The organism is Streptomyces sp. NPDC059256 (assembly GCF_042753785.1).
Lineage (GTDB): Bacteria > Actinomycetota > Actinomycetes > Streptomycetales > Streptomycetaceae > Streptomyces.
Genome location: NZ_JBHYZO010000002.1, coordinates 787,055 through 813,900, shown reverse-complemented (window position 1 = coordinate 813,900; position 26,846 = coordinate 787,055). Strand labels below are relative to the sequence as shown.

General features: G+C 68.6%; 18 protein-coding genes. 2 read left to right on the top strand and 16 right to left on the bottom strand.

Features of this window, described 5'->3' with window-relative positions:
- Positions 1–107 precede the first annotated feature (107 nt).
- The 8 genes from tmk to ACFXJL_RS07990 form a co-directional block, all read right to left on the bottom strand.
- Positions 108–3,698 carry a dTMP kinase gene (gene tmk / locus ACFXJL_RS08025; RefSeq protein ID WP_384690280.1) on the bottom strand — a complete coding sequence of 1,197 codons (3,591 nt, stop codon included), beginning with the start codon at positions 3,696–3,698 and terminating at the stop codon, positions 108–110.
- Between the two features lie 332 nt (positions 3,699–4,030).
- A complete protein-coding gene (topA, locus tag ACFXJL_RS08020) occupies positions 4,031–6,880 on the bottom strand; it encodes a type I DNA topoisomerase (RefSeq protein ID WP_384690277.1) in 2,850 nt (949 codons plus the stop codon).
- Between the two features lie 1,001 nt (positions 6,881–7,881).
- Complete coding sequence (locus ACFXJL_RS08015; protein ID WP_384636156.1) at positions 7,882–8,079, bottom strand: hypothetical protein; 198 nt, start codon at positions 8,077–8,079, stop codon at positions 7,882–7,884.
- Between the two features lie 779 nt (positions 8,080–8,858).
- On the bottom strand, positions 8,859–10,394 hold the full coding sequence (locus ACFXJL_RS08010; RefSeq protein ID WP_358876620.1) for a class I SAM-dependent methyltransferase: 1,536 nt from the start codon (positions 10,392–10,394) through the stop codon (positions 8,859–8,861).
- Between the two features lie 268 nt (positions 10,395–10,662).
- On the bottom strand, positions 10,663–11,232 hold the full coding sequence (locus ACFXJL_RS08005; RefSeq protein ID WP_384636150.1) for a small secreted protein: 570 nt from the start codon (positions 11,230–11,232) through the stop codon (positions 10,663–10,665).
- 214 nt (positions 11,233–11,446) lie between these two features.
- Positions 11,447–13,855: a sodium-translocating pyrophosphatase gene (locus ACFXJL_RS08000; protein WP_384690274.1), complete on the bottom strand. Its 2,409-nt coding sequence runs from the start codon at positions 13,853–13,855 to the stop codon at positions 11,447–11,449.
- A gap of 1,363 nt (positions 13,856–15,218) precedes the next feature.
- Entirely contained in the window at positions 15,219–15,659 is a 441-nt protein-coding gene (locus tag ACFXJL_RS07995) for an ATP-binding protein (protein ID WP_358876623.1), read from the bottom strand.
- 125 nt (positions 15,660–15,784) lie between these two features.
- Entirely contained in the window at positions 15,785–16,138 is a 354-nt protein-coding gene (locus tag ACFXJL_RS07990) for an STAS domain-containing protein (protein WP_250921495.1), read from the bottom strand.
- Between the two features lie 81 nt (positions 16,139–16,219).
- Here ACFXJL_RS07990 and ACFXJL_RS07985 point away from each other — a divergent pair, with 81 nt between their 5' ends.
- Entirely contained in the window at positions 16,220–18,688 is a 2,469-nt protein-coding gene (locus tag ACFXJL_RS07985) for a DEAD/DEAH box helicase (RefSeq protein WP_384690269.1), read from the top strand.
- Here the strand turns inward: ACFXJL_RS07985 and ACFXJL_RS07980 are convergent.
- Genes ACFXJL_RS07980 through ssd form a run of 7 tightly spaced genes read right to left on the bottom strand, consistent with a single transcriptional unit; the run spans position 18,660 to position 23,644 of the window.
- Positions 18,660–19,073 carry an Rv3654c family TadE-like protein gene (locus ACFXJL_RS07980; RefSeq protein ID WP_384690267.1) on the bottom strand — a complete coding sequence of 138 codons (414 nt, stop codon included), beginning with the start codon at positions 19,071–19,073 and terminating at the stop codon, positions 18,660–18,662. The genes ACFXJL_RS07985 and ACFXJL_RS07980 overlap by 29 nt on opposite strands.
- Positions 19,074–19,108: 35 nt before the next feature.
- Positions 19,109–19,471, bottom strand: a complete 363-nt coding sequence (locus tag ACFXJL_RS07975) for a TadE family type IV pilus minor pilin (RefSeq protein ID WP_384636137.1) — start codon at positions 19,469–19,471, stop codon at positions 19,109–19,111.
- 31 nt (positions 19,472–19,502) lie between these two features.
- Positions 19,503–19,727, bottom strand: coding sequence for a DUF4244 domain-containing protein (locus ACFXJL_RS07970; protein WP_384690264.1), 225 nt, complete (start codon positions 19,725–19,727; stop codon positions 19,503–19,505).
- Between the two features lie 23 nt (positions 19,728–19,750).
- A complete protein-coding gene (locus ACFXJL_RS07965) occupies positions 19,751–20,521 on the bottom strand; it encodes a type II secretion system F family protein (RefSeq protein WP_384690261.1) in 771 nt (256 codons plus the stop codon).
- Positions 20,518–21,399 (bottom strand): type II secretion system F family protein, encoded by an 882-nt coding sequence (locus ACFXJL_RS07960; protein WP_384690258.1) that lies wholly within the window; start codon positions 21,397–21,399, stop codon positions 20,518–20,520. The genes ACFXJL_RS07965 and ACFXJL_RS07960 overlap by 4 nt, the downstream gene beginning before the upstream one ends.
- Complete coding sequence (locus tag ACFXJL_RS07955; protein WP_384690256.1) at positions 21,396–22,544, bottom strand: TadA family conjugal transfer-associated ATPase; 1,149 nt, start codon at positions 22,542–22,544, stop codon at positions 21,396–21,398. The genes ACFXJL_RS07960 and ACFXJL_RS07955 overlap by 4 nt, the downstream gene beginning before the upstream one ends.
- Complete coding sequence (gene ssd / locus ACFXJL_RS07950) at positions 22,541–23,644, bottom strand: septum site-determining protein Ssd (RefSeq protein ID WP_384690253.1); 1,104 nt, start codon at positions 23,642–23,644, stop codon at positions 22,541–22,543. Before ssd ends, ACFXJL_RS07955 begins: the two co-directional genes overlap by 4 nt.
- Positions 23,645–24,108: 464 nt before the next feature.
- On the opposite strand from ssd, the gene ACFXJL_RS07945 reads away from it, so the two are divergent.
- Complete coding sequence (locus ACFXJL_RS07945; RefSeq protein ID WP_384636127.1) at positions 24,109–25,005, top strand: HAD family hydrolase; 897 nt, start codon at positions 24,109–24,111, stop codon at positions 25,003–25,005.
- A 613-nt stretch (positions 25,006–25,618) separates the two neighbouring features.
- Here the strand turns inward: ACFXJL_RS07945 and ACFXJL_RS07940 are convergent.
- A complete protein-coding gene (locus ACFXJL_RS07940) occupies positions 25,619–26,440 on the bottom strand; it encodes an oxidoreductase (protein ID WP_384690349.1) in 822 nt (273 codons plus the stop codon).
- Between the last annotated feature and the right edge of the window lie 406 nt (positions 26,441–26,846).

Below are 26,846 nucleotides of genomic sequence, written 5' to 3'. Positions count from 1 at the left end.
GCGCCAGGGGACTGACAGTGCCGTCCACCGAGAGGCCAGCGGCTCCCGTACGGGAGCCGCTGGGGCAGTGACAGCCGCAAGCCCAGCCGACAAAGGGCCCGCTCCTGCTATCGCCCGCGCCGACGGCCGGGGCCGTTGCCCCTCTCGTCGTCGTCCCCGTGGGAGCCGAACAGTTCATCGGCGAGCGTCGGCAGATCGTCGAGAGGGGTCTCCTCCGCCCAGTCCGAACGGCGGCGCGGACGCCCGGTTTCCGGGTCGATCTGGGGCAGCTCCCGTGTGCGGTCGTTGGGTCCGACGAGACCCGACCCCGCGGACGATCGCGGGTCCTCCGCAGCCCGGGGGCGGGAGGCCGGACCGGAATCCGACCGCGGCTTACGACCAGTGCCCCGGCCGCCCGAACCCGTGGAGCGGGCCGAACCGGTCGGCCGACGCTTCGGCTGCTCATCGCGGAAGATCCCCGGGGGCACCCGATCGGTCGGCTCCTCGTCCCGCACCGGCGGCAGAACCGCCGTCTCCTCCAACCGCTCGTCCCGCACGGGCGGCAGAACCGCCGTCTCCTCCAACCGCTCGTCCCGCACGGGTGGCAGAACCGCCGTCTCGTCCAGTTCACGATCCGCAGGAGCACTCCCGGAGATCTTGGGGACCTCCTGCGTCACATCATTGGGTCCCACCACGGGGGTGGGTGCGGTGATCTCCTGGGTTGACGGGTCGGTCGTGTCCACGATCGGCGTCGGCACGGTCACCTCATGGCCCGAGGTCACCCCGCTCTTCGCGGTGGCACCGCGAGCCGGTCCCGCACTGTCGTCCTGAGCGTGCCCAGATCGCTCGGCCTGCTCAGTTTGTTCGGCTTGCTCAGCTTGCTTAGCTTGTTCGGCCTGCTCAGCTTGCTTAGCTTGTTCGGCTTCCCGAGCCGCTGACTCCCGGGCGGCCTCCGCCGCAACCGCTGCTTCCTCAGCCCTGGCCTTCGCCGCAGCTCGCTCCGCCGCCCGAGCCTTCGCAGCAGCCGCCTCCTCGGCAGCCCTGACCTTCGCGGCAGCTTCCTCAGCCGCCTGAGCCTCCGCCGCCTCCTTCGCGGCCTTGGCCGCCGCAGCCGCTTCGGCGAGCAACCGGGCCTCTTCCGCTCGCAGCAGGGCCTCCTCAGCCCTGCGCTGCTTCTCCAGCCGCCGTTCCTCGGCCTCGGCGCGCAGCCGTGCCTGCTCCTCGGCGAGCCTGCGCAGTCGCTCCTGCTCCTCCTGCTTCGCCTTTTCCTCGGCTTCCCGCCTGCGACGCTCCTCCTCGGCCGCCCGGCGCTCCTCCTCGGCGCGCTGACGGGCCTCTTCCGCCTTGCGCTCCTCCTCGCGCTGGCGTGCGGCCTCCTCCTCGGCCTTGCGACGGGCCTCCTCCTCGGCGCGGAGCTTCGCGAGCTGCTCCTGACGTACGCGCTCCAGCCGTTCTTCCTCAGCCTTGCGAGCAGCTTCCTCCTCGGCCTTGCGGCGCAGCTCTTCCTCCGCCTTGCGACGGGCCTCCTCCTGGGCCCGCACCTCGGCTTCGGAGAGGGGGAGCAACCGGTCGAGCCGATGGCGTACGACCGTCGTCACGGCTTCGGGGTCCTGTCCGGCATCCACCACGAGATAGCGTCCGGGATCGCCAGCGGCGAGCGTCAGGAATCCGGATCGCACCCGTCCGTGGAACTCGGCCGGCTCCGACTCCAGCCGGTCCGGAGCCTCGGTGAACCGCTCCCGCGCGGTCGCGGGCGAGACATCGAGCAGGACCGTCAGATTCGGCACCAGCCCGTCCGTCGCCCAGCGCGAGATACGGGCGATCTCCGTCGGAGACAGATCACGGCCCGCGCCCTGATAGGCGACCGAGGAGTCGATGTACCGGTCGGAGATGACGATCGCGCCCCGTTCGAGGGCGGGCCGCACCACCGAGTCGACGTGTTCCGCGCGGTCGGCGGCGTACAGCAGTGCCTCGGCACGGTTGGAGAGTCCCGCGGATGACACATCGAGCAGAATTGACCTCAGCCGCTTGCCCACCGGGGTGGCGCCCGGTTCGCGGGTGACGACGACCTCGTGGCCCTTGGCGCGGATCCATCGCGCGAGGGCTTCGACCTGCGTGGACTTGCCCGCACCGTCGCCGCCTTCGAGGGCGATGAAGAAACCGGTGGGAGCGATCGCCTGTGCCGGGTCGGCCCCGCCGCGCAGCGCCTCGGTCAGATCGCGACGCAGCGGTACGCCGGAGCGGTCGTCCGTCTTGGCGAGCAGGACCGCCGCGACGGGCAGCAGCAGCGCACCCATCAGCATCAGACTGAAGGCCGCACCGCCGCGGACGAAGGCGAGGTCGCCGCCGGCCAGTCGCTGCGGTCCGATCGCCGCGGCGAACAGGGGCGCCGCGAGGGCGCCGAAGGCGATGGAGACGCGCACGACCGCCTGGAGGTGGTCGTTCATCCGGGCCTGTCGGGGGTCCTCGCACTCCTGGGCGATGAGCGCATGACCGGTCTTCGCGGCGACACCGGCTGCGAAACCGCCGATCACCGCGGCGAACACGACGGTCGCCGTGTCGGGCACCAGCCCCATCGACAGCAGCGCGATCCCCGTAACCGCGAGGGCGAGCGCCAGCAGACGTCGGCGGGAGAGCGTCGGCAGCACCGACTCGCCCCCGCGGATTCCGAGGGTCGTACCACCGGTCAGAGCGAGGACGAGAAGGGCGAAGGTCAGCGGGCCGCCACCCAGGTCGACGGCGTGGAGCACGGACACGGCAACGGCTGCCGCGACCGCACCAGCGACCGCCGCGCAGCCGATGACGAGGAGCGGGATCGCGCCCGTACGACCCTTCTCGACGCCGTCACCGCCGACGGCGGACGGTCGACGCAGCCCTTCTAGCGGCGAGCGCGGGCGCGGAGTCGGCGACGAAGGCAGGGTGACGAAGGCGAGTACGGAGACGGACGCGGCGAAGAGCCCGGCTGCGACGTACGAACCGAGGGCCGCCTGGTGCAGGGAGAACCAGTCGACGCCCGTGCCCAGCGCCTTGCCGACCAGTGTGGCGACGAGCAGCGCCACGGCGGCGATCGGGATGGCGACGAAGCCCGTGCGGAGCCAGAGCCTGCGCAGGGCGTCGAGGTGGTCCGGCAGGGGACGCACCGCAGCGCCCTCCAGGGGCGGCGCGGGGAGCAGTGCCGGGGCGGCGCCGTCTCGGGCAACGGTCCAGAAGCGTTCGGCGACGCCCAGGACGAACACGGTGACCAGCAGCATCAGTACGGCGTTCGCCGGGGTCCAGTCGAGCCACAGGGGGGCGACGATCAGCAGGGCCAATCGCACCCCATCCGACGCGATCATGGTCCAGCGACGGTCCAGGGGGCCCTTGGGCGAGGTCAGCGAGGTCAGCGGACCGAGCAGTACCGCGCCGAAGAGGAAGGTGGCGAGGATGCGTGCGCCGAGAACGGCGGCGACGGAGAAGGCCGCTCCTCGATAGCCGTCACCGAGGGTTCCCTCCGCCACCGCCGCTTGGAGGGTGAGCAGGAGCAGCACCAGAACGGCCATGGCGTCGCCGACCGCTCCGACCGCCTGGGCGTTCCACAGCCGACGCAGTGAGGGGACGCGCAGCAGGGAGCGCAGCGCCCGCTCGCGGGAGTCCGCGGCAAGGGCGTCGGAGTCTGAGGCAGTCTCTGAGACGGTGCCCTCGACCGTCTGCTGCTTGGCTGGCTGCTCGGCTCGCGTCATCCGCCCAGCCTATCCGGAGCGCCTAGCTCCCTGAGGGGTCAGCCCGAACATATGGGCGTTTCTGGACAGGGCTGCCGGCTCCGCCGCAGGCCATCGCCGACCTCTCGACACCCTTGCGACGCAACCGTCACATTCTCCACACAGCGCGATCATCCACACGGAAGAGGATGCAGGGGGTAAAACAACCGAACGGGCCTTCACGACCGGAGCTGAAGCCGGTCGTGAAGGCCCGTTAGGTGGACCCGTTCGGCGAACCATGCGGTGGACTCGTGCAGTGAGCCCGTGCAGCGAGCCCATGCAGTGAGCCCGTGCAGTGATGAGCCTTGGTGCGTCTATGCGTCGCCGGTGGCCTTGGCCGACGCAGTGGTCTTCTTGGCGGGCGCCTTCTTCGCCACCGTCTTCTTCGCGGTGGTCTTGGCAGCCGTCTTCTTGGCCGTGGTCTTCGTGGCCGTGGCCTTCTTCGCGGTGGCCTTCTTGGCGGGCGCCTTCTTCGCCGTCTTCTTGGCAGGTGCCTTGGCGCGCTTCTCGGCGAGCAGCTCGTAGCCGCGCTCCGGAGTGATGTCCTCCACGCTGTCACCGCTGCGCAGGGTGGCGTTGGTCTCGCCATCGGTGACGTACGGACCGAAGCGGCCGTCCTTGACCACCACGGGACGCTCGCTCACCGGGTCGTTGCCCAGTTCCTTCAGCGGCGGCTTGGCCGCTGCCCGCCCGCGCTGCTTGGGCTGCGCGTAGATCGCCAGGGCCTCGTCCAGCGTGATCGTGAAGAGCTGATCCTCGTTCTCCAGGGAGCGCGAGTCGGTGCCCTTCTTGAGGTACGGGCCGTACCGACCGTTCTGCGCGGTGATCTCAACGCCTTCGGCGTCCTTGCCGACGACACGCGGCAGGGACATCAGCTTGAGGGCGTCGGCCAGGGTGACCGTGTCCGGGGACATGCTCTTGAAGAGCGAGGCCGTGCGCGGCTTGACCGCGTTCTTGCCGGTCTTCGGGGTGCCTTCCGGCAGGATCTCGGTGACGTACGGGCCGTAGCGCCCGTCCTTCGCCACGATCTCGTTCCCCGACACCGGGTCGGTGCCCAGGGCGAAGTCCCCGCTGGGCTTGGCCAGCAGCTCCTCCGCGTACTCCACCGTCAGCTCATCCGGAGCGAGGTCGTCCGGAACATCGGCGCGCTGGTGGCCCTCCTGGTCCTTCTCACCCCGCTCGACATAGGGGCCGTAGCGCCCGACGCGCAGGACGATGCCGTCGCCCACCGGGAAGCTAGAGATCTCCCGGGCGTCGATCGCACCGAGATCGGTCACCAGGGCCTTGAGACCGCCGAGGTGGTCGCCGTCCCCGTTGCCCGCGGCTGCGGCGTCGCTCTGGGGGGCACCGGCGGCCTGTGCGCCCTGACCGAAGTAGAAACGCTTCAGCCACGGCACCGACTGCGCCTCGCCCCGGGCGATGCAGTCGAGGTCGTCCTCCATCTTGGCGGTGAAGTCATAGTCGACGAGCCGGCCGAAGTGCTTCTCCAGCAGGTTGACGACGGCGAAACTCAGGAAGGAGGGCACGAGGGCCGTCCCCTTCTTGAAGACATAGCCGCGGTCCAGAATGGTGCCGATGATCGAGGCATAGGTGGAGGGGCGACCGATCTCGCGCTCTTCCAGCTCCTTGACCAGCGACGCCTCGGTGTAGCGCGCGGGCGGCTTGGTCGCGTGGCCGTCGACCGAGATCTCTTCGGCGGCGAGCGCGTCTCCCTCAGCGACCTGCGGCAGCCGGCGCTCACGGTCGTCGAGCTCGGCGTTCGGGTCGTCGGCCCCTTCGACGTACGCCTTCATGAAGCCGTGGAAGGTGATCGTCTTGCCGGACGCGGTGAACTCGACGTCGCGGCCGTCCGCCGCGGCGCCACCGATCCGTACGGTGACCGAGTTACCGACGGCGTCCTTCATCTGGGAAGCCACGGTCCGCTTCCAGATCAGCTCATAGAGCCGGAACTGGTCACCGGTCAGGCCCGTCTCGGCCGGAGTGCGGAAACGATCACCCGAAGGGCGGATCGCCTCGTGGGCCTCCTGCGCGTTCTTGACCTTGCCCGCATAGACGCGGGGCTTGTCCGGCAGATAGCTGGCTCCGTAGAGCTGGGTCACCTGGGCACGTGCCGCCGACACCGCGGTGTCGGAGAGCGTGGTGGAGTCGGTACGCATATAGGTGATGAAGCCGTTCTCGTACAGCTTCTGCGCGACCTGCATCGTGGCCTTGGCGCCGAAGCCCAGCTTCCGCGACGCCTCCTGCTGCATCGTCGTCGTACGGAAGGGAGCATACGGGGAGCGGCGGTAGGGCTTGGACTCGACCGAGCGGACGGAGAACGAGGTGTTCTCCAGCGCGACGGCCAACGCACGGGCATGTGCCTCGTCCAGGTGCAGGATCTGGGCCTGGCCCGACTTGAGCTGTCCGTCCGGACCGAAGTCCCGCCCCTGGGCGACCCGCTTGCCGTCGACCGTGTTCAGTCGGGCGGCGAGGGTCGAGGGGTCGGAGGGATCGCCGGCGCGGCCGGTCGAGAACGTCCCGGTCAGATCCCAGTACTCGGCGGAGCGGAACGCCCTGCGCTCACGCTCACGCTCGACGACCAACCGGGTGGCGACGGACTGCACCCGGCCGGCGGACAGCCGGGGCATGACCTTCTTCCACAGGACCGGCGAAACCTCGTAGCCGTAGAGCCGGTCCAGGATGCGACGGGTCTCCTGGGCGTCGACCATGCGCTTGTTCAGCTCGCGCGGATTGGCGACGGCCTCTCGGATCGCTTCCTTGGTGATCTCGTGGAAGACCATCCGGTGGACCGGGACCTTGGGCTTGAGGACCTCAAGGAGATGCCAGGCGATGGCCTCGCCCTCGCGGTCCTCATCGGTGGCCAGATAGAGCTCGTCGGAGTCGGCGAGCTGTTCCTTGAGCTTTCTGACCTGCGCCTTCTTATCGGCATTGACGACGTAGACAGGCTGGAAGTCATGCTCGACGTCGACACCGAGTCGGCGCACCTCACCGGTGTACTTCTCGGGCACCTCAGCCGCGCCGTTCGGGAGGTCGCGGATGTGCCCGACGCTCGCCTCGACGACATAGCCGGGGCCGAGGTAGCCCTTGATCGTCTTCGCCTTGGCTGGCGACTCGACGATCACGAGGCGTCGGCCGCCCTGTGCGGTCTCGCTGGTCGGGGACAACTTCGCTCTTCTCTCCGGTTGAATGCTTGGCTGGGCAGACACGGCAGTACGACGCTGATGACGCACGTCGTGACACTGCTGCGGCACTGCTGGGCACTGCTCGAAACTTTGGCGCTCCTGCTGCCGCTGCGGAGTGTGACGGTACAACCCGCCCCCGTGTCAAACGGTAAAAGCCCGCAACGGCCACTCGAACGGTAACCCGAGTCCGGGCATTCCTGCCGCCCGGACCGACACGCCACTGTTCTGGCGCCCCGATGGAAGGCGACCGGGCGCCGACCGCGGAAGGTGGGAGGTCGGGCACGCACTCCAGGACGCCGAAACGAGGCCGACGGTCCAGGTCGGGCGGTCACCCCCGAGGGCGCCCCTCATCGATCACAACTCTTGATCAGAACCAGGAGTCCCAGGATCGAGGCCGGTCGGGCAGCGTTCAAACAGTCGCAAAAGTCGTCTCAAGAGTACGCATCGAGGCAGCGTCGAACGGCGCGCCCACCCCAGACCGCCACCCCGAGCAATTCACAGACGCACAGACGCACAGACACGCAGACACACAGGACACTCAGCCGGCTCAGCAGTCTCAGATGGTCCAGTCGACTCAGCGGGCCCAGGGAACTCAGCAGGGCGGCCGAGCTCACCAGATTCGACGAGCCGGCCGGAAGCGAACGCACCGCGAGCATCAGAGTGCCGTTGAACGAGGGGGCGGAAACGTACTCCGGAGGGAAGAACAGGTCTCACCATGGTGCGCCTGGAGCCACAGTCGACCGAGCGTCTGCCGACCGCCGTCGACCAGGAGAGGTGCGCCTAGCTCATCGGCAGGCTCACCCTTCGTTCACCAGCACGCGTCGGCGGCTGTGAACCAGCAGGTCGCGCCTCCACCCAGCACACGGGATGGCCCACATCCAGGGACTCGGCCCGATCGGGCGGCGGGCCCACCCCTGCCCGATGGCCCCTTGTTCGGACACGGCGACGACTCAGGCAGACGGCTCCTCAACTCAGGCACGGCCTCAGACCCGGCCGAAGCACCAGACGCCCAGGGCCAGTGACACAGCGCCGAACCCGACGGTGAGGGCGACGGCCATCCCGGGATGCACCCCGTGGGCAACCGGTGCGCGATGGGTGGATCGGACCGCCGTCCACAGCAACAATCCGGCCCCGAACAGCGAGAACGCCGCTCCTGCGAAGATCGCTGGTCCACTTTCCATGCCGTGCCCCGTCCCGCGCCCGTGCCGCCATCGAGGTGTTGTGGGGTGATTCCCCGCGGCTGAGGCTGGCAGTTCATGACGTCCTGGACACCAATTCCGGATGAACGCCACGGGGGTTCACCCGAGCGAGGGGGGCACTCCTCTTTTTGGGCTCTGGGTTTGCGCTTTGGGTTTGGGTTTGGGTTTGGGGCTCTGGGTTTGGGCTCTGGGTTCACCATTTGGCGTTTCCTGGGCTGTTCTTGTTGCTGTCTCGTCCTTCCTCGGGCGCCCGAACGTTCAACACGGCAGGTATCGGCGTTCACCCCATGGCGGGTGGCAGCCGTTCGGCCGACCGCCCGTAGGGACGCCTCGCTGCCCGGAGGGCCTGGTCGAACGCGCTCGGGGCGGTCGAAGGGTGCGGTCGAAGCACCGCACATCCGTCCGAGCCCATGCACCTAAGTGGAGTCGGACAGCGATGCCGTCACAGACAACCCCCGAAGCCGAACAATGGCCTGTTCTCTTCCACATCTCTTCCAAGGGGCGACTGGACTCCCCTGGTGCGAGCGGTAGCCGCACACGAAGAGGCTCCCGACCGGTGCGCGGCTTCCGGATCCGCCCCCGTACAACGCCCGGGGCCGAATCCGAGCCGACCCGTCTCGGTTCGCTTCGGGGCGATCAACCGCCGCCGTTCGTCCGAGCCCTGAGGCAGCGACCGGCCGCTGGGCTGCCGGACACGGCCACTACCTCCACGCCGACCGCCGCGGGGCGTTCAGGTCATTCAGGTCATTCAGGGTGAAACATCACAGTACGGTTGGATCGGTTGATGGGACGGGCTCCAGGAAGCCCTCCTCCACCAGCAGTCGCAGCGCCTGTGGCGTGCGGTCCCGCAGCAGCACAGGGTCCTCGTTGATCAACTGGGCGATGGCGTCCAGGATCCGGCCGGCGCTCAACGTCCCGTCACAGGCACCCGCGAACCCCGCGCCGACCGTGTCCACCTTGGTCGCGCGGCGCATGCCGCGGTGCTGCCTGAGCACCACATGCTCCGGATCCTCGGCGCCGGGCTGACCGACCTGTTCCTGGACCACGTCGGCGGACAGGATGAAGCGGTCCGCGAGAAGGGCCGCGTCGTCATGGCTGCGCAGATAGTCCTGGCGGGCGAAGTGGGCCCGTACGGTCTCACCGAGCGGCTGCTCCACCGGATGCGGCCACTCCTCCACCACCACGGAAGGCCGATCGACGCCCGACTTCCGCAGGGTGATCCAGCCGAAGCCGACCGCCCGGGTGCCCCGCGCCTCGAACTCGTCCAGCCATCGCTCGTACCGTTCGGCGTAGCGAGCGGGGTCGCCGCGGTGGTCACCGCTGTCGCGCAGCCACAACTCGGCGTACTGCGTCACGTCCTGCACCTCTCGCTGGACGATCCACGCGTCACAGCCGTCGGGCACCCAGGAACGCAACCTCTCCTGCCACTCCTCGCCCTCGACGTGCTCCCAGTTGGCAAGGAAATGCGCATATCCGCCGGAATTCAGGCGGTCCCCCGCCCGCTGGACGAGGGAGCGACACAACTCGTCCCCCGCCATGCCACCGTCGCGGTAGGTCAGCCGGGCGTCCGCGCCGGGTGAGATCACAAAGGGCGGATTGGAAACGACCAGGTCGAAGGTGTCCTCCCCGACCGGGTCGAAGAGCGAGCCCTGCCGCAGATCGGCCGCGGGAGCCGCGGAGAGCGCGAGGGTCAGTCGGGTGAAGTCCAGTGCACGGGGGTTCAGATCCGTGGCCGTCACCCGACCGGAGTGCTGTGCGGCGTGGAGCGCTTGGATGCCGGAACCGGTGCCGATGTCGAGCGCGGCGGACACAGGGGTGCGCACGGTGATCCCGGCGAGCGTCGTGGACGCACCTCCGACACCGAGGACAACTGCCTCGCTCTGCCCACTGGCACCACCAGCCCCACCGACTGCGAAGCCCAGGTCGGAGACGATGAACCAGTCCTGGCCTTCGGGACCGCCGTACGGACGGATGTCCACCGTCGCCCGGACCAAGCCGTCCGAACGGACCAACCAGCCGTCGGCCAAGCACTCCTCCAGCGGCAGGACGGCACCGGCCTGCGCCTCGTCCACGGGCTGTTGGAGCAGGAACAGCCGAACGAGTCCGGCCAGAGCCGCCCCGCCGCGCGTGGCTCTCAGGGCGGGCACGGTCTCACTGCGAGCGAGCGCGGCGTACGCGGACCCGCCCAGGAGATCGAGCAGCCCATCGACGGTGAAGTCGCCGAGGAGCAACGCCTCACGCAGCTTGAGCGCGTGGACGGCGGACGGTAGGTCGGGCGAGGCATCGGTCGTACTCACCCGCCCATTGTGGCCGCCGCCGCTGACAACCGCTGCCCCGCCCACCGGGGAACGGGCAAGGGGCCCCCTGCCCGGGACGCCCGCCGGGCCTCAGGCTCGGGCGAAAGACAGGCACCGCCGCAACCGGAGCCCGGGCGGCGGCGCGGATGACAGCCGTCGGCCCGTGTGGCTGCGGGAGGGAGCCGGGCCCGGTGAGCCGGTCCGCCGCCCCGCTCGGCCGGGCGTGTCGCTGGGCATCGCGCCGTCAGCCCCCCGCGGGCCACCGCGCTCAGGTGGCCGAACTGGCCGCGGGGCTCGGCTTCACGGGCTTGCAGCCCGGCTGCTTCGCCATGGCCGTACCGGTCTCCCCCGACCGCAACTTCTGACGGGCGCTCTGGTTCACCTCGATCTTCGCCAACCCCTCCGCGATCGGCTTGAGGCCGTCGGCGAAGTTCTGCTGGTTCTGGACGTCGAGCGCATCCACCTGCTTCTTCAGATTCAGATACGCGGTGGACTCGGCGTCGAACTCGGCCGCGGCATTCTTGACCAGCTCTTCTCCACCGTCGACGGGCGGAGTTCCAGCGGCCCTCAGCGCTGCGGCGTGGCCCTTGTCCGCGTCGGAGAGGTCCTGGAACGCCTTGGAGTCCGCGGACTGGATGTCAGCCGGTTTGCCGTCCGACGCAGTCGAGCGGATGAGCTGTTCGGCGTCGGCCCGCTTCTTGATCTGGGGCTGTGCCGCGTCGCAGTACTTCTTGGCCCAGTCGTCGACCGTGAATTTGTCCTCGTCGCTGCTGCAACCCGACAGCGCCAGTACCAGCACCGCACTGCTGGTCAGCGCGACCGCAAGCTTCTTGTTCACCGGATTGGTCCCTTCCAAGGCTCCTCGGCCCCGGAACATACACGCCATGTGGGCGACCACAGCGCGCCCTGCATCCGGTTCATACCTCATTGCGCCATTTGCATCAGGAGAGAGAAGGCTCACGGCAAGCGGCTGAACACCATGACGAACGGGCGGACACCACGTCATGACATGGCGTCCGCCCGCTCTTTGGAAGTGCGCGGTCAATCGGTTGTCACGAGACCACCGCGGGATCGGGCGACGGACTGCTCCGCTCCGCCGGCTGGGGCTCGTCCTCCCCGACGGTGATGCCGCGCCGTTTGGAGATGTAGACAGCGGCCACGATGATCAGCACGGAGAGGACCGCGACCACCGCCCTGACGCCCGCGCTCGCATCGTCTCCGTAGCTGAACTGGACCACCGCCGGAGCGATCAGCAGCGCGACCAGGTTCATGACCTTGAGCAGGGGGTTGATCGCCGGACCCGCCGTGTCCTTGAAGGGATCGCCGACCGTGTCGCCGATCACGGTCGCGGCGTGTGCCTCGCTGCCCTTGCCTCCGTGGTGGCCGTCCTCCACCAGTTTCTTGGCGTTGTCCCACGCACCTCCGGAGTTGGCGAGGAAGACGGCCATCAGCGTGCCGGTGCCGATCGCCCCCGCGAGGAAGGCGCCGAGGGCTCCGACACCCAGGGAGAACCCGACCGCGATGGGCGTGAGCACGGCCAGAAGCCCGGGAGTCGCCAGTTCCCGCAGGGCGTCCTTGGTACAGATGTCGACGACCCGACCGTATTCGGGCTTCTCGGTGTAGTCCATGATCCCGGGGTGCTCACGGAACTGCCGTCGCACCTCGTACACCACGGCCCCCGCCGACCGGGACACCGCGTTGATCGCCAGCCCCGAGAAGAGGAAGACGACCGCGGCGCCCAGGATCAGGCCCACCAGGTTGTTGGGCTGCGAGATGTCCATGACGAGGTTCATCGGAGCGCCGTCGCCGACCTTCTCCCCGACGTCCCGGGCCGCGGTCGCGATGGCGTCGCGGTACGACCCGAAGAGCGCCGCAGCCGCCAGTACGGCGGTGGCGATGGCGATTCCCTTGGTGATGGCCTTGGTGGTGTTGCCGACAGCGTCCAGGTCGGTGAGGACCTGCGCGCCCGCGCCCTGCACGTCACCGGACATCTCGGCGATGCCCTGGGCGTTGTCGGACACGGGCCCGAAGGTGTCCATGGCCACGATGACGCCGACCGTGGTGAGCAGTCCCGTACCGGCGAGAGCCACCGCGAAGAGCGCCAACATGATGGACGTGCCGCCCAGCAGGAAGGCTCCGTACACACCCAGCCCGATCAGGAGCGCGGTGTAGACGGCGGACTCCAGGCCGATGGAGATCCCGGCCAGGACGACGGTCGCCGGACCGGTCAGCGAGGACTTGCCGATGTCCCTGACGGGCCGTCGGTTGGTCTCGGTGAAGTACCCCGTCAACTGCTGGATCAGGGCGGCGAGCACGATCCCGATCGCGACGGCGGCGAGGGCGAAGATCCGGGGGTCGCCCTCGTGTGACGAAACCGCGGTTTCGGTGACTCCTTCCAACTCGGCGAACGTGGACGGAAGGTAGACGAAGGCCGCCACCGCCACCAGGGCGAGCGAGATCAGCGCGGAGATGAAGAACCCCCGGTTGATCGCGGTCATACCGCTGCGGTCGGAGCGCCGTGGAGCCACCGCAAAGATGCCGATCATCGCGGTGAGCACGCCGATCGCAGGGACGATCAGCGGAAAGGCGAGTCCCGCGTCACCGAAGGCGGCCGTACCGAGGATGAGCGCCGCGACCAGAGTGACCGCGTACGACTCGAAGAGGTCGGCGGCCATTCCCGCGCAGTCGCCGACGTTGTCGCCCACGTTGTCGGCGATGGTGGCCGCGTTACGGGGGTCGTCCTCGGGGATGCCCTGTTCGACCTTGCCGACGAGGTCGGCGCCGACGTCAGCGGCCTTGGTGAAGATCCCGCCACCGACACGCATGAACATCGCGATCAGCGCTGCGCCGAGACCGAAGCCCTCCAGGACCTTGGGGGCGTCGGCGGCATAGACGAGAACGACACAGGAGGCCCCGAGCAGACCGAGGCCCACGGTGAACATTCCCACCACGCCTCCCGTACGGAAAGCGATCTTCATTGCTTTGTGTGCGACGGCGGTCAGGTCCCTTTCTGGTTCACCCGGCGCCGGTGTGGCCTCTCGCGCCGCCGCGGCCACACGCACATTCGCCCGAACGGCGAGCCGCATGCCGATGTATCCGGTGGCTGCCGAGAAAAGCGCACCCACCAGGAAGAACACCGAGCGCCCGGCGCGCTGTGACCAGTTGTCCGCTGGAAGTAGGAGGAGGAGAAAGAACACGACGACTGCGAACACGCCGAGTGTGCGCAACTGACGGGCCAGATAGGCATTTGCGCCTTCCTGGACCGCAGCTGCGATCTTCTTCATGGAATCGGTGCCCTCGCCGGCCGCCAGTACTTGGCGGACCAGGAGCTGGGCAACGACGAGCGCTGCCAGTGCCACGGCGGCGACGACAATAATGATCAGGCGATTGTCGTCCGTGAGTACCGCGGCTGCGAGTGAGGTGGGGTGGTCGGCCAGTTCTGAGGTGTAGAGCCCCGCCATTCGTCCTCCTTGACGTCGTCCAGAGCTCAAGATGTGGACGGATTGTAGGGAGCGGAACCCGATCAAAACAGGGCGCGACAAATCCAATTGACCTTCACTTGCCGCTCATCAAATGATCCAGTCCCAAAAAACACTCCGAATGGAGTAATGGGGCGAAGGCATTGACTTCCCGTGAACGATCTAGAGAAATGTAAAGAGTTGCAGCTCAGCAGTGTCGGAATGATCGCGAACTCGAATTTCTTACGCCCCGTGGTGATGTCTCACGGGTATCACTTGGACCCAAACGAGCGGTGGCCGACAACTACTGAGGATGGGCGCCAATACGTCTGTCACGGCGTGTTGCCCCATCGACGGCGGCTTGCACCCGGCTCGCTTCGTCGCCTGGGCGATACGACGGGGGCGGTCTCACGGTGATGCCCGGCCTCCCCGCAGCACCTGTGCCCACTCCCGGACGGACGCGGTGCTGGACTCCGAACGGGTCACCGCGCCGTCGTCCCTTCCGCGCCGACGGCGGTGCAGGGACTTCCTGGAGCGGGACTCCCCGGTGCGGTCCCGGTGCGGGAGTCCCCGGTGCGGGACTGCCGGCGCCGGGCCGGGTCAAGGATGGAGCGCAAGAGCATTCGAGCGGCGGTAGCTGCACCGGGCTCGTCCTCTCGCGCCCGTTGCCTCAGGCGCGGAGAAGCAGGAACCGGCGGGTCGAGCGGGTCGAGTACGGGAAACCCTTCACGGCCTGGGGGCGCAATGCGCGCGGCACCATCGCTCCGCCGACGAGGCGCATAGCCCACACAGGCCCCGCGGGGCTCAGATGGCCGCTGAAAGCGCGGCGGGGGCGGCTCTGGACCTGGGCCGGGGGCGAGTGCCTCCACGGGCGGGAGAAGCGCGCCCAGGGCCCCGCTCGGGCAGGTGGGGCACCCAGGGCTGAAGCTCACTCAACGGGATGGGATGCCTGTGGCCAATGCCTGCGGCTGATGAGCCTGTGACCGATGAGCTTGTGATTGATGAGCCTGTGGCCGATGAGAGTAAGTGAGCTGTGGCACGCGACCATCTCACCCAGGCCGCTGAAGACCCCACGTCCTCGTCACTGAGGGATCCGCTGGGGCCGCGAAGGTCACAGGGAGTGGCCGGGCCATGAACCATGGCTGCCGTACGGACGCTCGGAGGCCAATCAGTTGCTTGCGGCCGAGACAGTTCCTTGACGGTCGGACAGCCCGGACGACCCGGGCCAGTCACGGAAGAACGGGCATCGAGACGGGCATCGAGAAGCCGGCCACGTACCAGCCGAACATCAGCACCAGCAGGGCTGGCGAAGGTCGGTGCAGAACGTAGAAGTACAGCGGTTCAGAACGGTTCAGGGGCAGATGCCTCAGGGCAACAGAATGGCAGGGGTGGTCGGCCAGCTCATCCGGATGACACCACCGACGTCGCTGGAACTGACGTCCATGTCGTCGACGAGTCCCCTAATGACCGCAAGACCCATCTCGTCCTCACCGTCGGCGTCCTCATCGACACCACGCGCAGCACCGGATGCGTCCGGTGAACCGCTGGCGCCCGGCAGGGGAACCTCGTCCCCGACCTCGATGGAGAAAGCCTTCTCCTCATCGGTCAAGACCACTCGGATGGGCGCATCCACACCATGACTTCGATGCAGACCAACGGCCCGACTGCACGCCTCACCGACCGCGAGGCGCACCTCATCCAGTACGGCCTCGTCGACACCTGCCCGTCGCGCCACGGCAGCGGCCACCAGACGGGCGGTCCTCACATGCTCAGGCTGGGCGCTGAAGCGCAGTTCGACGGTCGCCATGCGATCCCCCTCGGACGTACGGGCGTGCTTCTCAGGGGCCCGGGCTGGGTGCCCGGTGCCCCTTGCTCTCTCGGTGCTCCCGGTGGTCCCGACCAGCCTCCGCCGGTCAGAACCACCGTCCGACATCAGTCGGTGGCAGCAACGGCCTCGTCGACCGTGGTGTGAATGGGAAACACCTTGGTCAGGCCCGTAATCCGAAAGATCTTGAGAATGCGCTCCTGGTTGCAGACCAGGCGCAGCGACCCTTCATGCGCGCGAACGCGCTTCAGGCCGCCCACCAGCACACCGAGCCCAGTGGAGTCGAGGAAGTCCACGCCCTCCATGTCGACAACCAGGTGATAGCTGCCGTCGTTCACCAACTCGACCAACTGCTCGCGCAGCTTGGGCGCGGTATACACATCAATCTCGCCACCGACCTCGACGACCGTACGGTCGCCTGCAGGCCCAGACACATTGCGAGTCGACAGGGACAGGTCCACGGATCCTCCAGCACCTTGCTATCGAGCGGCCGCCCCCAATTAGGTCTCCCCGGCGGAGCCGGAGGACGGTCGCCAGCCGCGATGGCATTCAATCACTTACCAGCAGCCATGCACGACGCCTTGGGACCATTGTCCGTCACGCCAGTGACACACTCGGTGCCGATGGCCAAGAATCTCCGTCCCAATCGACCACCCGAGAGCGGGGAAACCCGCCCCTCCCCCGGTGTAGTCCTTGCCCGACTCGCCGCAGGGGCGGGCCGGGCTGCGCGCATCACTCATACGGAGCACTTGCCCCCGCGGCCGGGACGCCATGCTTCCTGGCCCGACCGCATCCGCCCAGAAGTGATCAACGCCATTCAGCAGGCGGGCATCGACCGACCCTGGGCGCACCAGGCGGTCGCGGCCGAGCACGCCCTGGCCGGGGAATCGGTCGTCATCTCCACGGGAACGGCCTCCGGGAAGTCGCTGGCCTATCTGGCGCCCGCCCTCACAGCCCTCCTCGACGGTTCAGAGGCCCCGAACGGTCGCGGAGCCACCACGCTCTACCTGGCGCCTACGAAGGCCCTGGCGGCCGACCAGTGCCGTGCGGTGAAGGAGCTCGCGGCTCCCCTGGGGAACCGGATCCGCCCCGCCGTCTATGACGGCGACACTCCCTTCGAGGAGCGGGAATGGGTCCGGCAGTACGCCACCTACGTCCTGACCAACCCGGACATGCTCCATCGCGGCATCCTGCCCTCACACCCCCGCTGGTCCTCCTTCCTGCGAGCCCTGCGCTATGTGGTGATCGACGAGTGCCACACCTACCGGGGTGTCTTCGGCTCCCATGTCGCCCAGGTACTGCGCCGGCTGCGTCGGATATGTGCGCGCTACGGCGCCGATCCTGTCTTCCTCCTCGCCTCGGCCACGGCGGCAGAGCCCGCGGTGGCCGCGACACGGCTCACGGGCCTTCCCGTCCGGGAGGTCTCCGATGACGCTTCTCCCCGTGGTGAACTCGTCTTCGCCCTCTGGGAACCACCGCTGACCGAACTCCATGGCGAGAAGGGTGCTCCCGTACGCCGTACGGCGACCGCCGAGACTGCGGACCTCCTCACCGACCTGACCGTGCAGGGAATCCGCACGGTCGCCTTCGTCCGGTCCCGCCGGGGCGCCGAACTGATCTCGTTGATCACCAAGGAACGTCTGGCGGAGGTGGACCGCTCGCTGCCTCGGCGGGTCGCCGCCTACCGTGGCGGCTACCTGCCGGAGGAGCGCAGGGCACTGGAGCGGGCACTGCACTCCGGCGAACTCCTGGGCCTGGCCGCCACGACGGCCCTGGAGCTCGGCGTGGACGTCTCCGGCCTCGACGCCGTCGTGATCGCCGGCTACCCGGGCACCCGGGCGTCCCTGTGGCAGCAGGCGGGTCGCGCCGGGCGCTCGGGAGGCGGCGCCCTGGCGGTGCTCGTCGCCCGGGACGACCCTTTGGACACCTATCTGGTGCACCACCCCGAAGCGCTGTTCCAACAGCCGGTGGAGTCGACGGTCCTCGATCCCGACAATCCGTATGTGCTCACCCCGCATCTGTGTGCCGCGGCAGCCGAACTCCCGCTCACTGAAGACGATCTCCAACTCTTCGGTCCGGCGGCGGCGGACCTGATGCCCCAACTCGTGGCGGCTCGACTGTTGCGCCGTCGCCCCACCGGCTGGCACTGGACCCGTCGGGAACGGGCTGCGGACCTCACCGACATCCGGGGCGAGAGCGGCCCTCCGGTGCAGATCGTGGAAGCCGCGACCGGCAGGCTGCTGGGCACGGTCGACGAATCGGCCGCCCACACCACCGTCCACGAGGGGGCCGTCCACCTCCACCAGGGGCGCAGCTATCTGGTGAGTCAACTCGACCTGGCCGACCCTCATGGTGCCGTCGCCCTCGTCGAGGAGGCCAACCCTCCGTACTCGACCACCGCCCGTGACACGACGGCCATCACCGTCCTCGCCACGGACACCGAAGTCCCCTGGGGCGATGGACGTCTCTGCTTCGGTTCCGTCGAGGTGACCAATCAGGTGGTTTCCTTCCTTCGTCGAAAACTGATCACCGGCGAGGTGCTCGGCGAGACCAAGCTCGACCTGCCGGCCCGCACCCTTCGCACACGGGCCGTCTGGTGGACGGTTACGGAGGACCAGTTGGACGCCGCCCGGGTGAATCCCGAGCAGTTGGGCGGTGCCCTGCACGCGGCTGAGCACGCTTCCATCGGGATGCTGCCGCTCTTCGCGACCTGCGATCGCTGGGACATCGGCGGGGTGTCCGTCCCGCTCCACCCGGACACCTTGCTGCCGACGGTCTTCGTGTACGACGGGCATCCGGGAGGCGCCGGGTTCGCCGAACGGGCCTTCCACACGGCACGCGGCTGGCTGGCCGCGACCCGGGAGGCCATCGCAGCCTGCGAATGCGAGGCGGGCTGCCCGTCATGCATTCAGTCCCCCAAGTGCGGCAACGGCAACGAACCTCTCCACAAACGGGCCGCTGTCCGGCTGTTGACGGAGCTCCTCAAAGGCGCCCCACTGAGTGCCGAGTAGACCCCCTTTCGACTCCGCGGGCGCCGGAGAGTGCAACCGGCAACTCCATCGCCTCCGGCGGACCCGCCCTGGCCCTCGCCTCGGGCGCGTACGGACCGAATGGGACTCTGGTCGTCACCTCGGCGACCTCGCCCCGCACCGCGCATCGCACCACCTCGGCCCCCTGCGCCCGGGCCACCATCGCCCCTTTCGCACAGGCGGGAGCCGGGCCGAGCAACGCATGGCTCGCGGCGGCGAGCGACGCCAAATCAGCTGCGGTGGACGCTCGGTGACGGGTCACCACGGCTTGGCCCAGCGCCAGTACCGCGACGAAGACGAGGCACAGCGTGGTCACGGCCATGGCGGTCCACACCGTTGCCGAACCACGGTCGGCCGCGGCAGACATCCGGGCTCGTTCACCAGGAAGGGCCTCTCCCAGCGTCATTGCAGCGCTCCCTTCGCCCCTGCCGGAACCGGCTCGGCGCCCACCAGGGCGTCTTCCGCGTGAGCCGCGGCCTCTGCGCTGAGCGTGATCCCCAATCCATCCGGTCCGGGCGCCGGCGACTCCACCCGGACCCGCCAGAGGTCCCCCTCCCGCTCCACGGCGACCCGTGCCCCCTCCGGCGCTGCGGCCTTCGCCGCGGCTAGCACGGTGGTGGTCGGCTCGGAACGGGCCGCCGCACGGGCTCCCGCCCGAGCGGCGTCCACACATTGGATCTGTGCCGCTGACGACATCAGGGCCCACACCAGAGAGAGGGTGAAGATCACCAGCGCCGGTACGGCAACGGCTGCCTCTGCGGTCACCGAACCCCGATCCGCTGATTCATCTCCCCGCTCAGAACTGCACATCGAGCGCCTTCCCCACCAGCGACCCCAACGCATCCGAGACAGCTCCACTCGTGACGATCTTGTAGAGCACGGCCGCAAAGGCACAGGCCGCGATCGTGCCCATCGCGTACTCGGAGGTGGTCATGCCCCCGTCCCTCCGACCCGCCCTGAGCCGAGCCCTGAGGTGTGCCCAGCGAAGGGCGGACCCCAGACGTCGTCCTACTCGCTTCATCTCAACCCCCGTGGTTTGTTGGTTCAGTTGCCGTTCAGCAGCCCGCCGGCAAGGCCGATGACGACCGGTGCGACACCGACGGCCAAGAAGGCGGGCAGGAAGCACAGCCCCACCGGTGCGGTGATCAACACCTGCGCGGTGCGCCCTCGGCCGACCGCCATCCGCGCCCGGTCAGCCCTCAGTCGTTCCGCCAACCGCGACACCGACTCCGCCGCGGGCGCACCGGTCAGATCCGCGCGCTCCATACATCGGGCCAACGCGGCGGCCCCAGGTATCCGAGCAAACCCGCCCCAGGCGGCGACGGGCTCGCCGCCCAGCCGCAACTGAGCTGCGACCCTGGTAAGTTGCTCGCCGACCGGTCCACCCAGTGCGTCACCGACTGCCTCGGCGGCCTCACGTGGACCGGCGCCCGCCGACACGCATGCCGCCAGAAGATCTGCTGCAAGGGGAAGTTGGCGCTCGATGGCGTCCTCGTCCGGCGACGGTCCCGGATCACGACTTCGCTGCCAGCGCCACACCGCATAGGCGGCAAGCAGTCCCAGAACTGCCCCGAGCAGGTCTTCGACCAGTACGAATCCTGCGGTCGCCGCCCCCAGCGGGGCCGTCCAGCGCCGCGCCGTGTGCAACGAGGAGCTGCGACGCCGAGCCAGTTGGACCCGTTCCCTACCCATCAGGTGTTCGACTCTGCGTCGCAAGCTGCGTTCACGGCTGCGACAGGTCAGCGAGACACCTATGCCCAGAGGGACCGCAAGGGCCAGTCCGACGGCTCCGAGGGTCTGCGGCGTATCGCTCACGGCCCGCTCCCCGTGTGAGCCACCTGCCCCTTCCGCACAATGCGCACGGCCCAGCACACTCCGGCGGCCTCCAAGGCTCCCCCGATCAGCAAACAGGCCAGTCCCGCCGGGGTGTGCAGCAGTACGCGTAGCGGATCCGCACCCAATGCCCACCCCATGGCAAGCCCCACCACGGGCAGGAGCGCCAGCAGGGCAATCGTCGATCTGGCACCCGCCAGGTGGGCAGTTACGTCGGCGCGCTGATCGTGTTCGGCTCTGAGCGCGGCCTCCAGTCGATCGAGACCGGCCGCAAGCCCCACGCCTCCGTCGACCGAGACCCGCCAACAAGCGGCCACTCCGGCCAGTCCCCCCGCTCCCGGCTCCTGGGCAGCCACCCTCAACTCGTGCGGCACATCGCCGCCGAACCGGGCGGCTGCCAACACCGAGGCTTCTGCCGCACCGAGGCCCCCCACGCTTCGAGCTGCCGTGAGAAGTGCCTGGGCCGGCTGGAGCCCCGCGCGCAGCTCACCGACAAACGACCCACAGAAGGCGATCACCGCTTCGGCGCGAAGATCCCGCTGGCCGGCCCGTTCCCGTGCCGTGAGCCAGCGCTTCACCAGCGGAACCGCCGCGGCGCCTGCCAGCAGGGGCAGGACCGACTTGCCGAGCACCGCAAGGAGCAAGCCCACCGGTAGACAGAGCCATTCCCGCCGTCGTGGCAGCTCTCGTTGCATCCATGGCCGTAGACCCGCTCCCGACCACCAGGGAGTCGGTCGGAACTCGCCGCCACCGGACAGGAGGAGCCGGGACCGCGTCCCGCCCGATTCTTGCCTCATTGCCAACCACGCCATGGCGCCCGCGCAGACAGTTGCGACATGAGTCGGCTCAGGTGCCCTCATGGTGCGCCACCGATCCGGGAGCACAGTTGCGGCCAGCCCTGTTCGGGGGCGAACCCGGTGGGCTGCCAACGCAGCGCGGGAACCGTCTGCACCAGCCCGACCGCATTCCGCTCCAGGACATGGACCTCGGCAAGCCGTCGAAGACCGTCCCGGTCCCGGGTCAGATGGATGACCACCGACAAGGCCGCGGCGAGCTGACTGTGCAGAGCGGCCCGGTCGAGTCCCGCGGACATCCCCAACGCCTCCAGGCGAGCCGGAACGTCCGATGCGGCATTCGCATGAACTGTCCCACAACCACCTTCATGTCCCGTATTCAAGGCTGCGAGGAGATCCGTGACCTCGGGCCCCCTGACCTCACCGACGACCAGTCGGTCCGGGCGCATGCGCAACGCCTGCCGCACCAACTCCCGTAGCGTCACCTGGCCCGCTCCCTCCTGATTCGCCGTGCGCGACTCCAGACGGACCACATGCGGATGATCGGGCCGCAACTCCCCCGAGTCCTCGGCGAGCACCAACCTCTCGTGCTCGCCGACGAGTCCGAGCAGGCTCGAAAGAAGCGTGGTCTTGCCCGTGCCCGTGCCTCCACTGATCAGAAACGAGGCCCGGGCATCGATGAGTGCACGCAGGACCCGCTCGCCTCCAGGCGGTACGGTCCCTGCCTCGACCAGTTCTTCCAGGGAAAACGCCCGGGGGCGAACCACCCGCAGTGACAGACAGGTGGAGCCGACCGCCACCGGGGGGATCACCGCGTGCATCCGGGTCCCGTCCGGTAGACGTGCGTCCACCCAGGGACGCGCATCGTCCAACCGACGTTCCGCCACTGCCGCCAGCCGCTGGGCCAGCCTGCGGACCGAAGCCGCGTCGGTGAAGGTGACCCTGGTCAGTTCCAGGCCGCGCCCTCGATCGACCCACACCCGGTCGGGAGCGGAGACGAGGACGTCCGTCACCGCCGGGTCGGCAAGCAACGGCTCCAGAGGCCCCGTGCCCACCAGTTCGCAGCGCAGCGTCTCGGTGCCGCCGAGCACTTCGGCATCGCCCAACAAGCGTCCGTGGGCTCGCAGCGCAGCGGCGACTCGTGCGGGCGTGGGCTCGGCACCGCTCTCGGCCAGGCGCTGTCGTACGGCATCCAGCAGTCCAGTGGTCATGAGGCAGCGCTCCCCGTCAGCAGCACCCGGCCCCAGAACTCCCCGCAGAACCGGCTCAAGGGTCCTGGCGATCCACCCGGTGGCGCTCCCTGTTCCTGGGCTGAGGGCAGACCAGGCTCCCAGGGCACCTCGCCCGCGAACGGCAGCCCCAGCGAGGCTGCCACCCACGCCTCGTCCAGTCCCGCGCCGTAGGGGCCTCGGGCGACCACCCGCAGGTCCTGAAGCACCATCCCGACCACGGATGCCACTCGATTGGCGGCGGCCACCGCCCGCAACTCACCCGGCACAACCAACAGCCCCAGATCAAGCTGGGCAAGTGCCTCTGCCACTCCCTCGTCGACTCGACGCGGCAGATCGACGACGACCACACCACCACGGCGGCGCGCAGCGGCCAGCACCGACCGCATGGCTTCCGGCGGGACGAGCACCGAATCCCCACGGTCCCAACTGAGCACCCTCAACTGATGCAGTTCAGGCAGCGATTCCTCCAGCGCGCCACCTGCGACCCTCCCCTTGGACCCGGCGAAATCAGGCCATCGCATCCCCTGTGTTCGCTCACCGCCGAGTAGTACGTCGATGCCTCCGCCCAATGGATCAGCATCGATGAGCATGGTCCTCTGGCCCGCCTGCGCAGCCGCGATCGCCAGGGCGCAGGACAGTGTCGACGCCCCCGCCCCACCGCTGCCTCCGACCACCCCGACCGTCAGGGCCGGGGCAGCGACACCTTCGGCCACATCGGCGATCCGGTCGAGCAGCCACCCCTCGGCATCCGGCAGGCGCAGCACGCCCTCGGCACCGATTTCCACCGCCAGACGCCAGACGTTCGGATCGTCCTGGTCTCGGCCGACCAGCAGCACGCCTCGCCTGCGGGTCGCCCCGCGACAACGCTCAGCCGCATCGTCGCCGACGAGGACCAGGGGAGCCGCTTCCCAGCCGCCCCTGTGTTCCGGCACCGAGTGATGCACTTCCGGCTCTACTCCCGCTGCGGCGCACAACCGCAGCAGATCGTCGAGAAGGTCCGTGTCCTCGGTGACGATCAGAGGTCCCTCCCGCGGACCTTCGACGACCGGGACTGTCTTAGACGTGAGTGATCCAGCCACTTCGCCCCCCACTTACTTCGATCTCGCCTAGAAACGGGATCGGCGATTCCTGTTGTCCGCGAACTGCCGCGGCTGGAATCACGGTGGAGCACACCGAAAAATCGTGTGGATCTTGCTCAAAAGCTGTGGACAACTAGCCGCCTGTGAATAACTCGGTAGTCCATACCGGTGACTCCCAGCCGCACCTCTTCCACTACGCACAGTGACGTTGCAGAGTGGTGGATGCCCAGGACGCAAACGGCCCACGAAAGGGGGTCAGCCATCGAAATGGATCTCGACCCACAAGAGAAAACCCGCCCGGACATGCGACGACCCCCGCCGGGGGGGAGAGCGGGGGTCGTCTCTCCGGCCGACTCGGGGGGGGAGGAGCCGGACCGGGTTAGCACGGTCGCGAACGATCCGTGACTTCCATGGTGTACCCGAGAGCCTTCTCAGGCAAACCCACACGCCCAGGCGTACGCCGAATGGCGGGCACCTATGCTCTGCTCGTGGATAACCACTCCTTGCCTCGCGCAGCTGCGTTCTTTGACCTGGACAAGACGGTCATTGCGAAGTCTTCGACACTGACCTTCAGTAAGTCCTTCTACCAAGGCGGCCTGATCAACCGGCGGGCCGTACTACGCACCGCCTATGCCCAGTTCGTTTTTCTTGCTGGCGGTGCCGACCACGACCAGATGGAGGGCATGCGCGAGTACCTTTCCGCGCTTTGTAAGGGCTGGAACGTCCAGCAGGTGAAGGAGATCGTCGCCGAGACCCTTCACGACCTCATCGACCCGATCATCTACGACGAGGCCGCTTCCCTGATCGAGGAGCACCACACCGCAGGCCGGGACGTGGTGATCGTCTCCACCTCCGGCGCGGAGGTGGTCGAGCCGATCGGTGAGCTGCTGGGCGCCGATCGAGTCGTGGCGACGCGCATGGTGGTCGGAGAGGACGGGTGCTTCACGGGGGAGGTGGAGTACTACGCCTACGGACCCACCAAGGCCGAGGCCATCAGAGAACTGGCCGAGTCCGAGGGGTACGACCTTTCACGTTGCTACGCATACAGCGACTCCATCACCGACGTTCCCATGCTGGAGTCGGTCGGCCACCCCTACGCCGTGAACCCGGACCGAGCTCTCCGTCGGGAAGCAACCGTACGAGACTGGCCGATTCTCGTCTTCAACCGACCCGTCCGGCTCAAGCAACGCCTACCTGCCTTCTCGATGCCACCCCGGCCGGCTCTGGTTGCTGCTGCCGCAGTGGGTGCGGCAGCAGCGACAGCGGGGCTCGTTTGGTACGCGAGCCGCCGGCGCAGTACAGCCGCGCAAGCAGCCGCCGGGGCCCTCGAAGGCATAGCCGACCGACTTGCCCGTATTTGAAGCTAAAAGTAAAGAAGTTGAGCCAGGGGTTCCGCTTCCTCGCGTACCGGAGTACAAAGGAGTCAACGGCCCGCGAGACCAAGGACATCCGAGAGGATCACCGAGAAACGCATCAAGGCCCCACGGACCGAAGCATGAAAGCTGAGCACCCACGCGACGTCGACCCGTCGAATACGGGCCAGCCGCACCAGGTGACGGGCAGAAGTTCCCGACCTGATGGGCACATCTTCGAGGACGCTTGGTAACTCGGCGGACATGCCAGCGGCGGTGCCGGATATCGGTACCGCCGCAACCATGTCGACACGCCCGCAGCGCGGGCGCTTCGACGAGCACATAACGGGCCGCTGACCGGCAGCCAGGCCCACTTGCCAGCACGGGCCGTGGCGCCCACGAGGCCCTTCCCTGCCAGCGCCATTCCCAGCCCGCACGGCATCCGTCAGCCACACAGGCCGCATCACATGCAGGCAGGACTCTCCGCAAGGGCGAGTGACCCGGGGGAAACCCTCCCGAGGGCGAGTGACACGCCGAGCCAGGCACGATCGAGCGGCTCCAGACGGCGCCCACCCCAGCGGATACCGCAACCGGCTCAGGCCGCTCCCCGTTGCAGCGCCCCTCAGGCCGCTCCCCGCTGGAGCGCCTCGCAGACCGCCGTCGATTCCCTGGCACCCAGCTCAACCGCGCGACCGCAGTGCGCAAACCAATCGCTCATGCCCTCCGGCGTACCGGACAGGTATCCCTCGAAGGCCGCACCGTAAGCAGCCTGCCCCTGCTCGGCATGGCCCACTTCCGCAGGGCAGATGGCCTTGGGGTCGAGCCCACTGCCGATCAGCACAATCCGCTCTGCCGCCCGAGCAACGAGACCGTTGTGAGAACCGAAAGGACGCAGCGCCAACAACTCGCCGTGAACAACGGCAGCGATCACCAGAGCAGGCGCGGAAGACCCTGAAATGATCAGTCGAGCCAGTCCGTCCAGTCGCCCCGCGACCTCATCCGCGCTGGGCAGCGGCGCCTGGATGAAGGGTTCGTCGACCGCTTCGCCTACGAGTCGTGGGCGTCCAACGGTTGCCTCCTCCGTGGCATTGCCCGAAGCAACCAGATGAAGCCTGGCCAGCACCCTCAGCGGCGACTGCCGCCAGACGGACAGGAGTTGCCCCGCCTCCGCTGTCAATCGCAATGCCGCCCCCACCGTGCGGGCCTCGGGGTCACCGCTGAAGTCAGTACGCCTGCGCACCTCCTCCAGGGCCCAGTCAGCTCCAGCCAGCGCGGCGGAACCACGCGCCCCGCGCAGCGCGGCCTCGGAGGTCACCTCGTTGCTGCGACGCCGCATGACGCGGTGCCCGTAGACACGATCGACAGCCTTGCGCATGGCCTCGACGGCTTCCGTGACACCGGTCAGGGACGCCAGAGCAACCAACGGGTCGCCCCCTGGCGGCACCGAAGCATCGCTCCCCGCTCCACGCGGAGCCTTCCCACTCGGGGTCGCTCCCGCTCGGGGCGAGGAAGGCGGCAGGGAGACCCCGGACTCAGAGGAGGCGCCGAAGGACGTGCCGTCCGCGCCGGAGATGTCCTGGCCGACGCGCCGTTCCCCTGCTCCGGCCCCCTCCGACGGGGCACCGGATCCGATGCCGTCTCTGACATCGGCGCGGACCGGAGTTGCCGGAGTGACGGCAGCCGCAGAGGAAGAGGGTGCGGCGGTGGGGGCCTGTGCATCCGACGGAACGGACCCTGCCGATGCAGCGGACGAAGCATGCGTGCTCATAGCCAGCGAGGCTACGCGCCCTCGGCGCGCACCCCACCTTGGAGTGGTCTTCTTCACGCTGCATGACAGCGGGGCGACATAG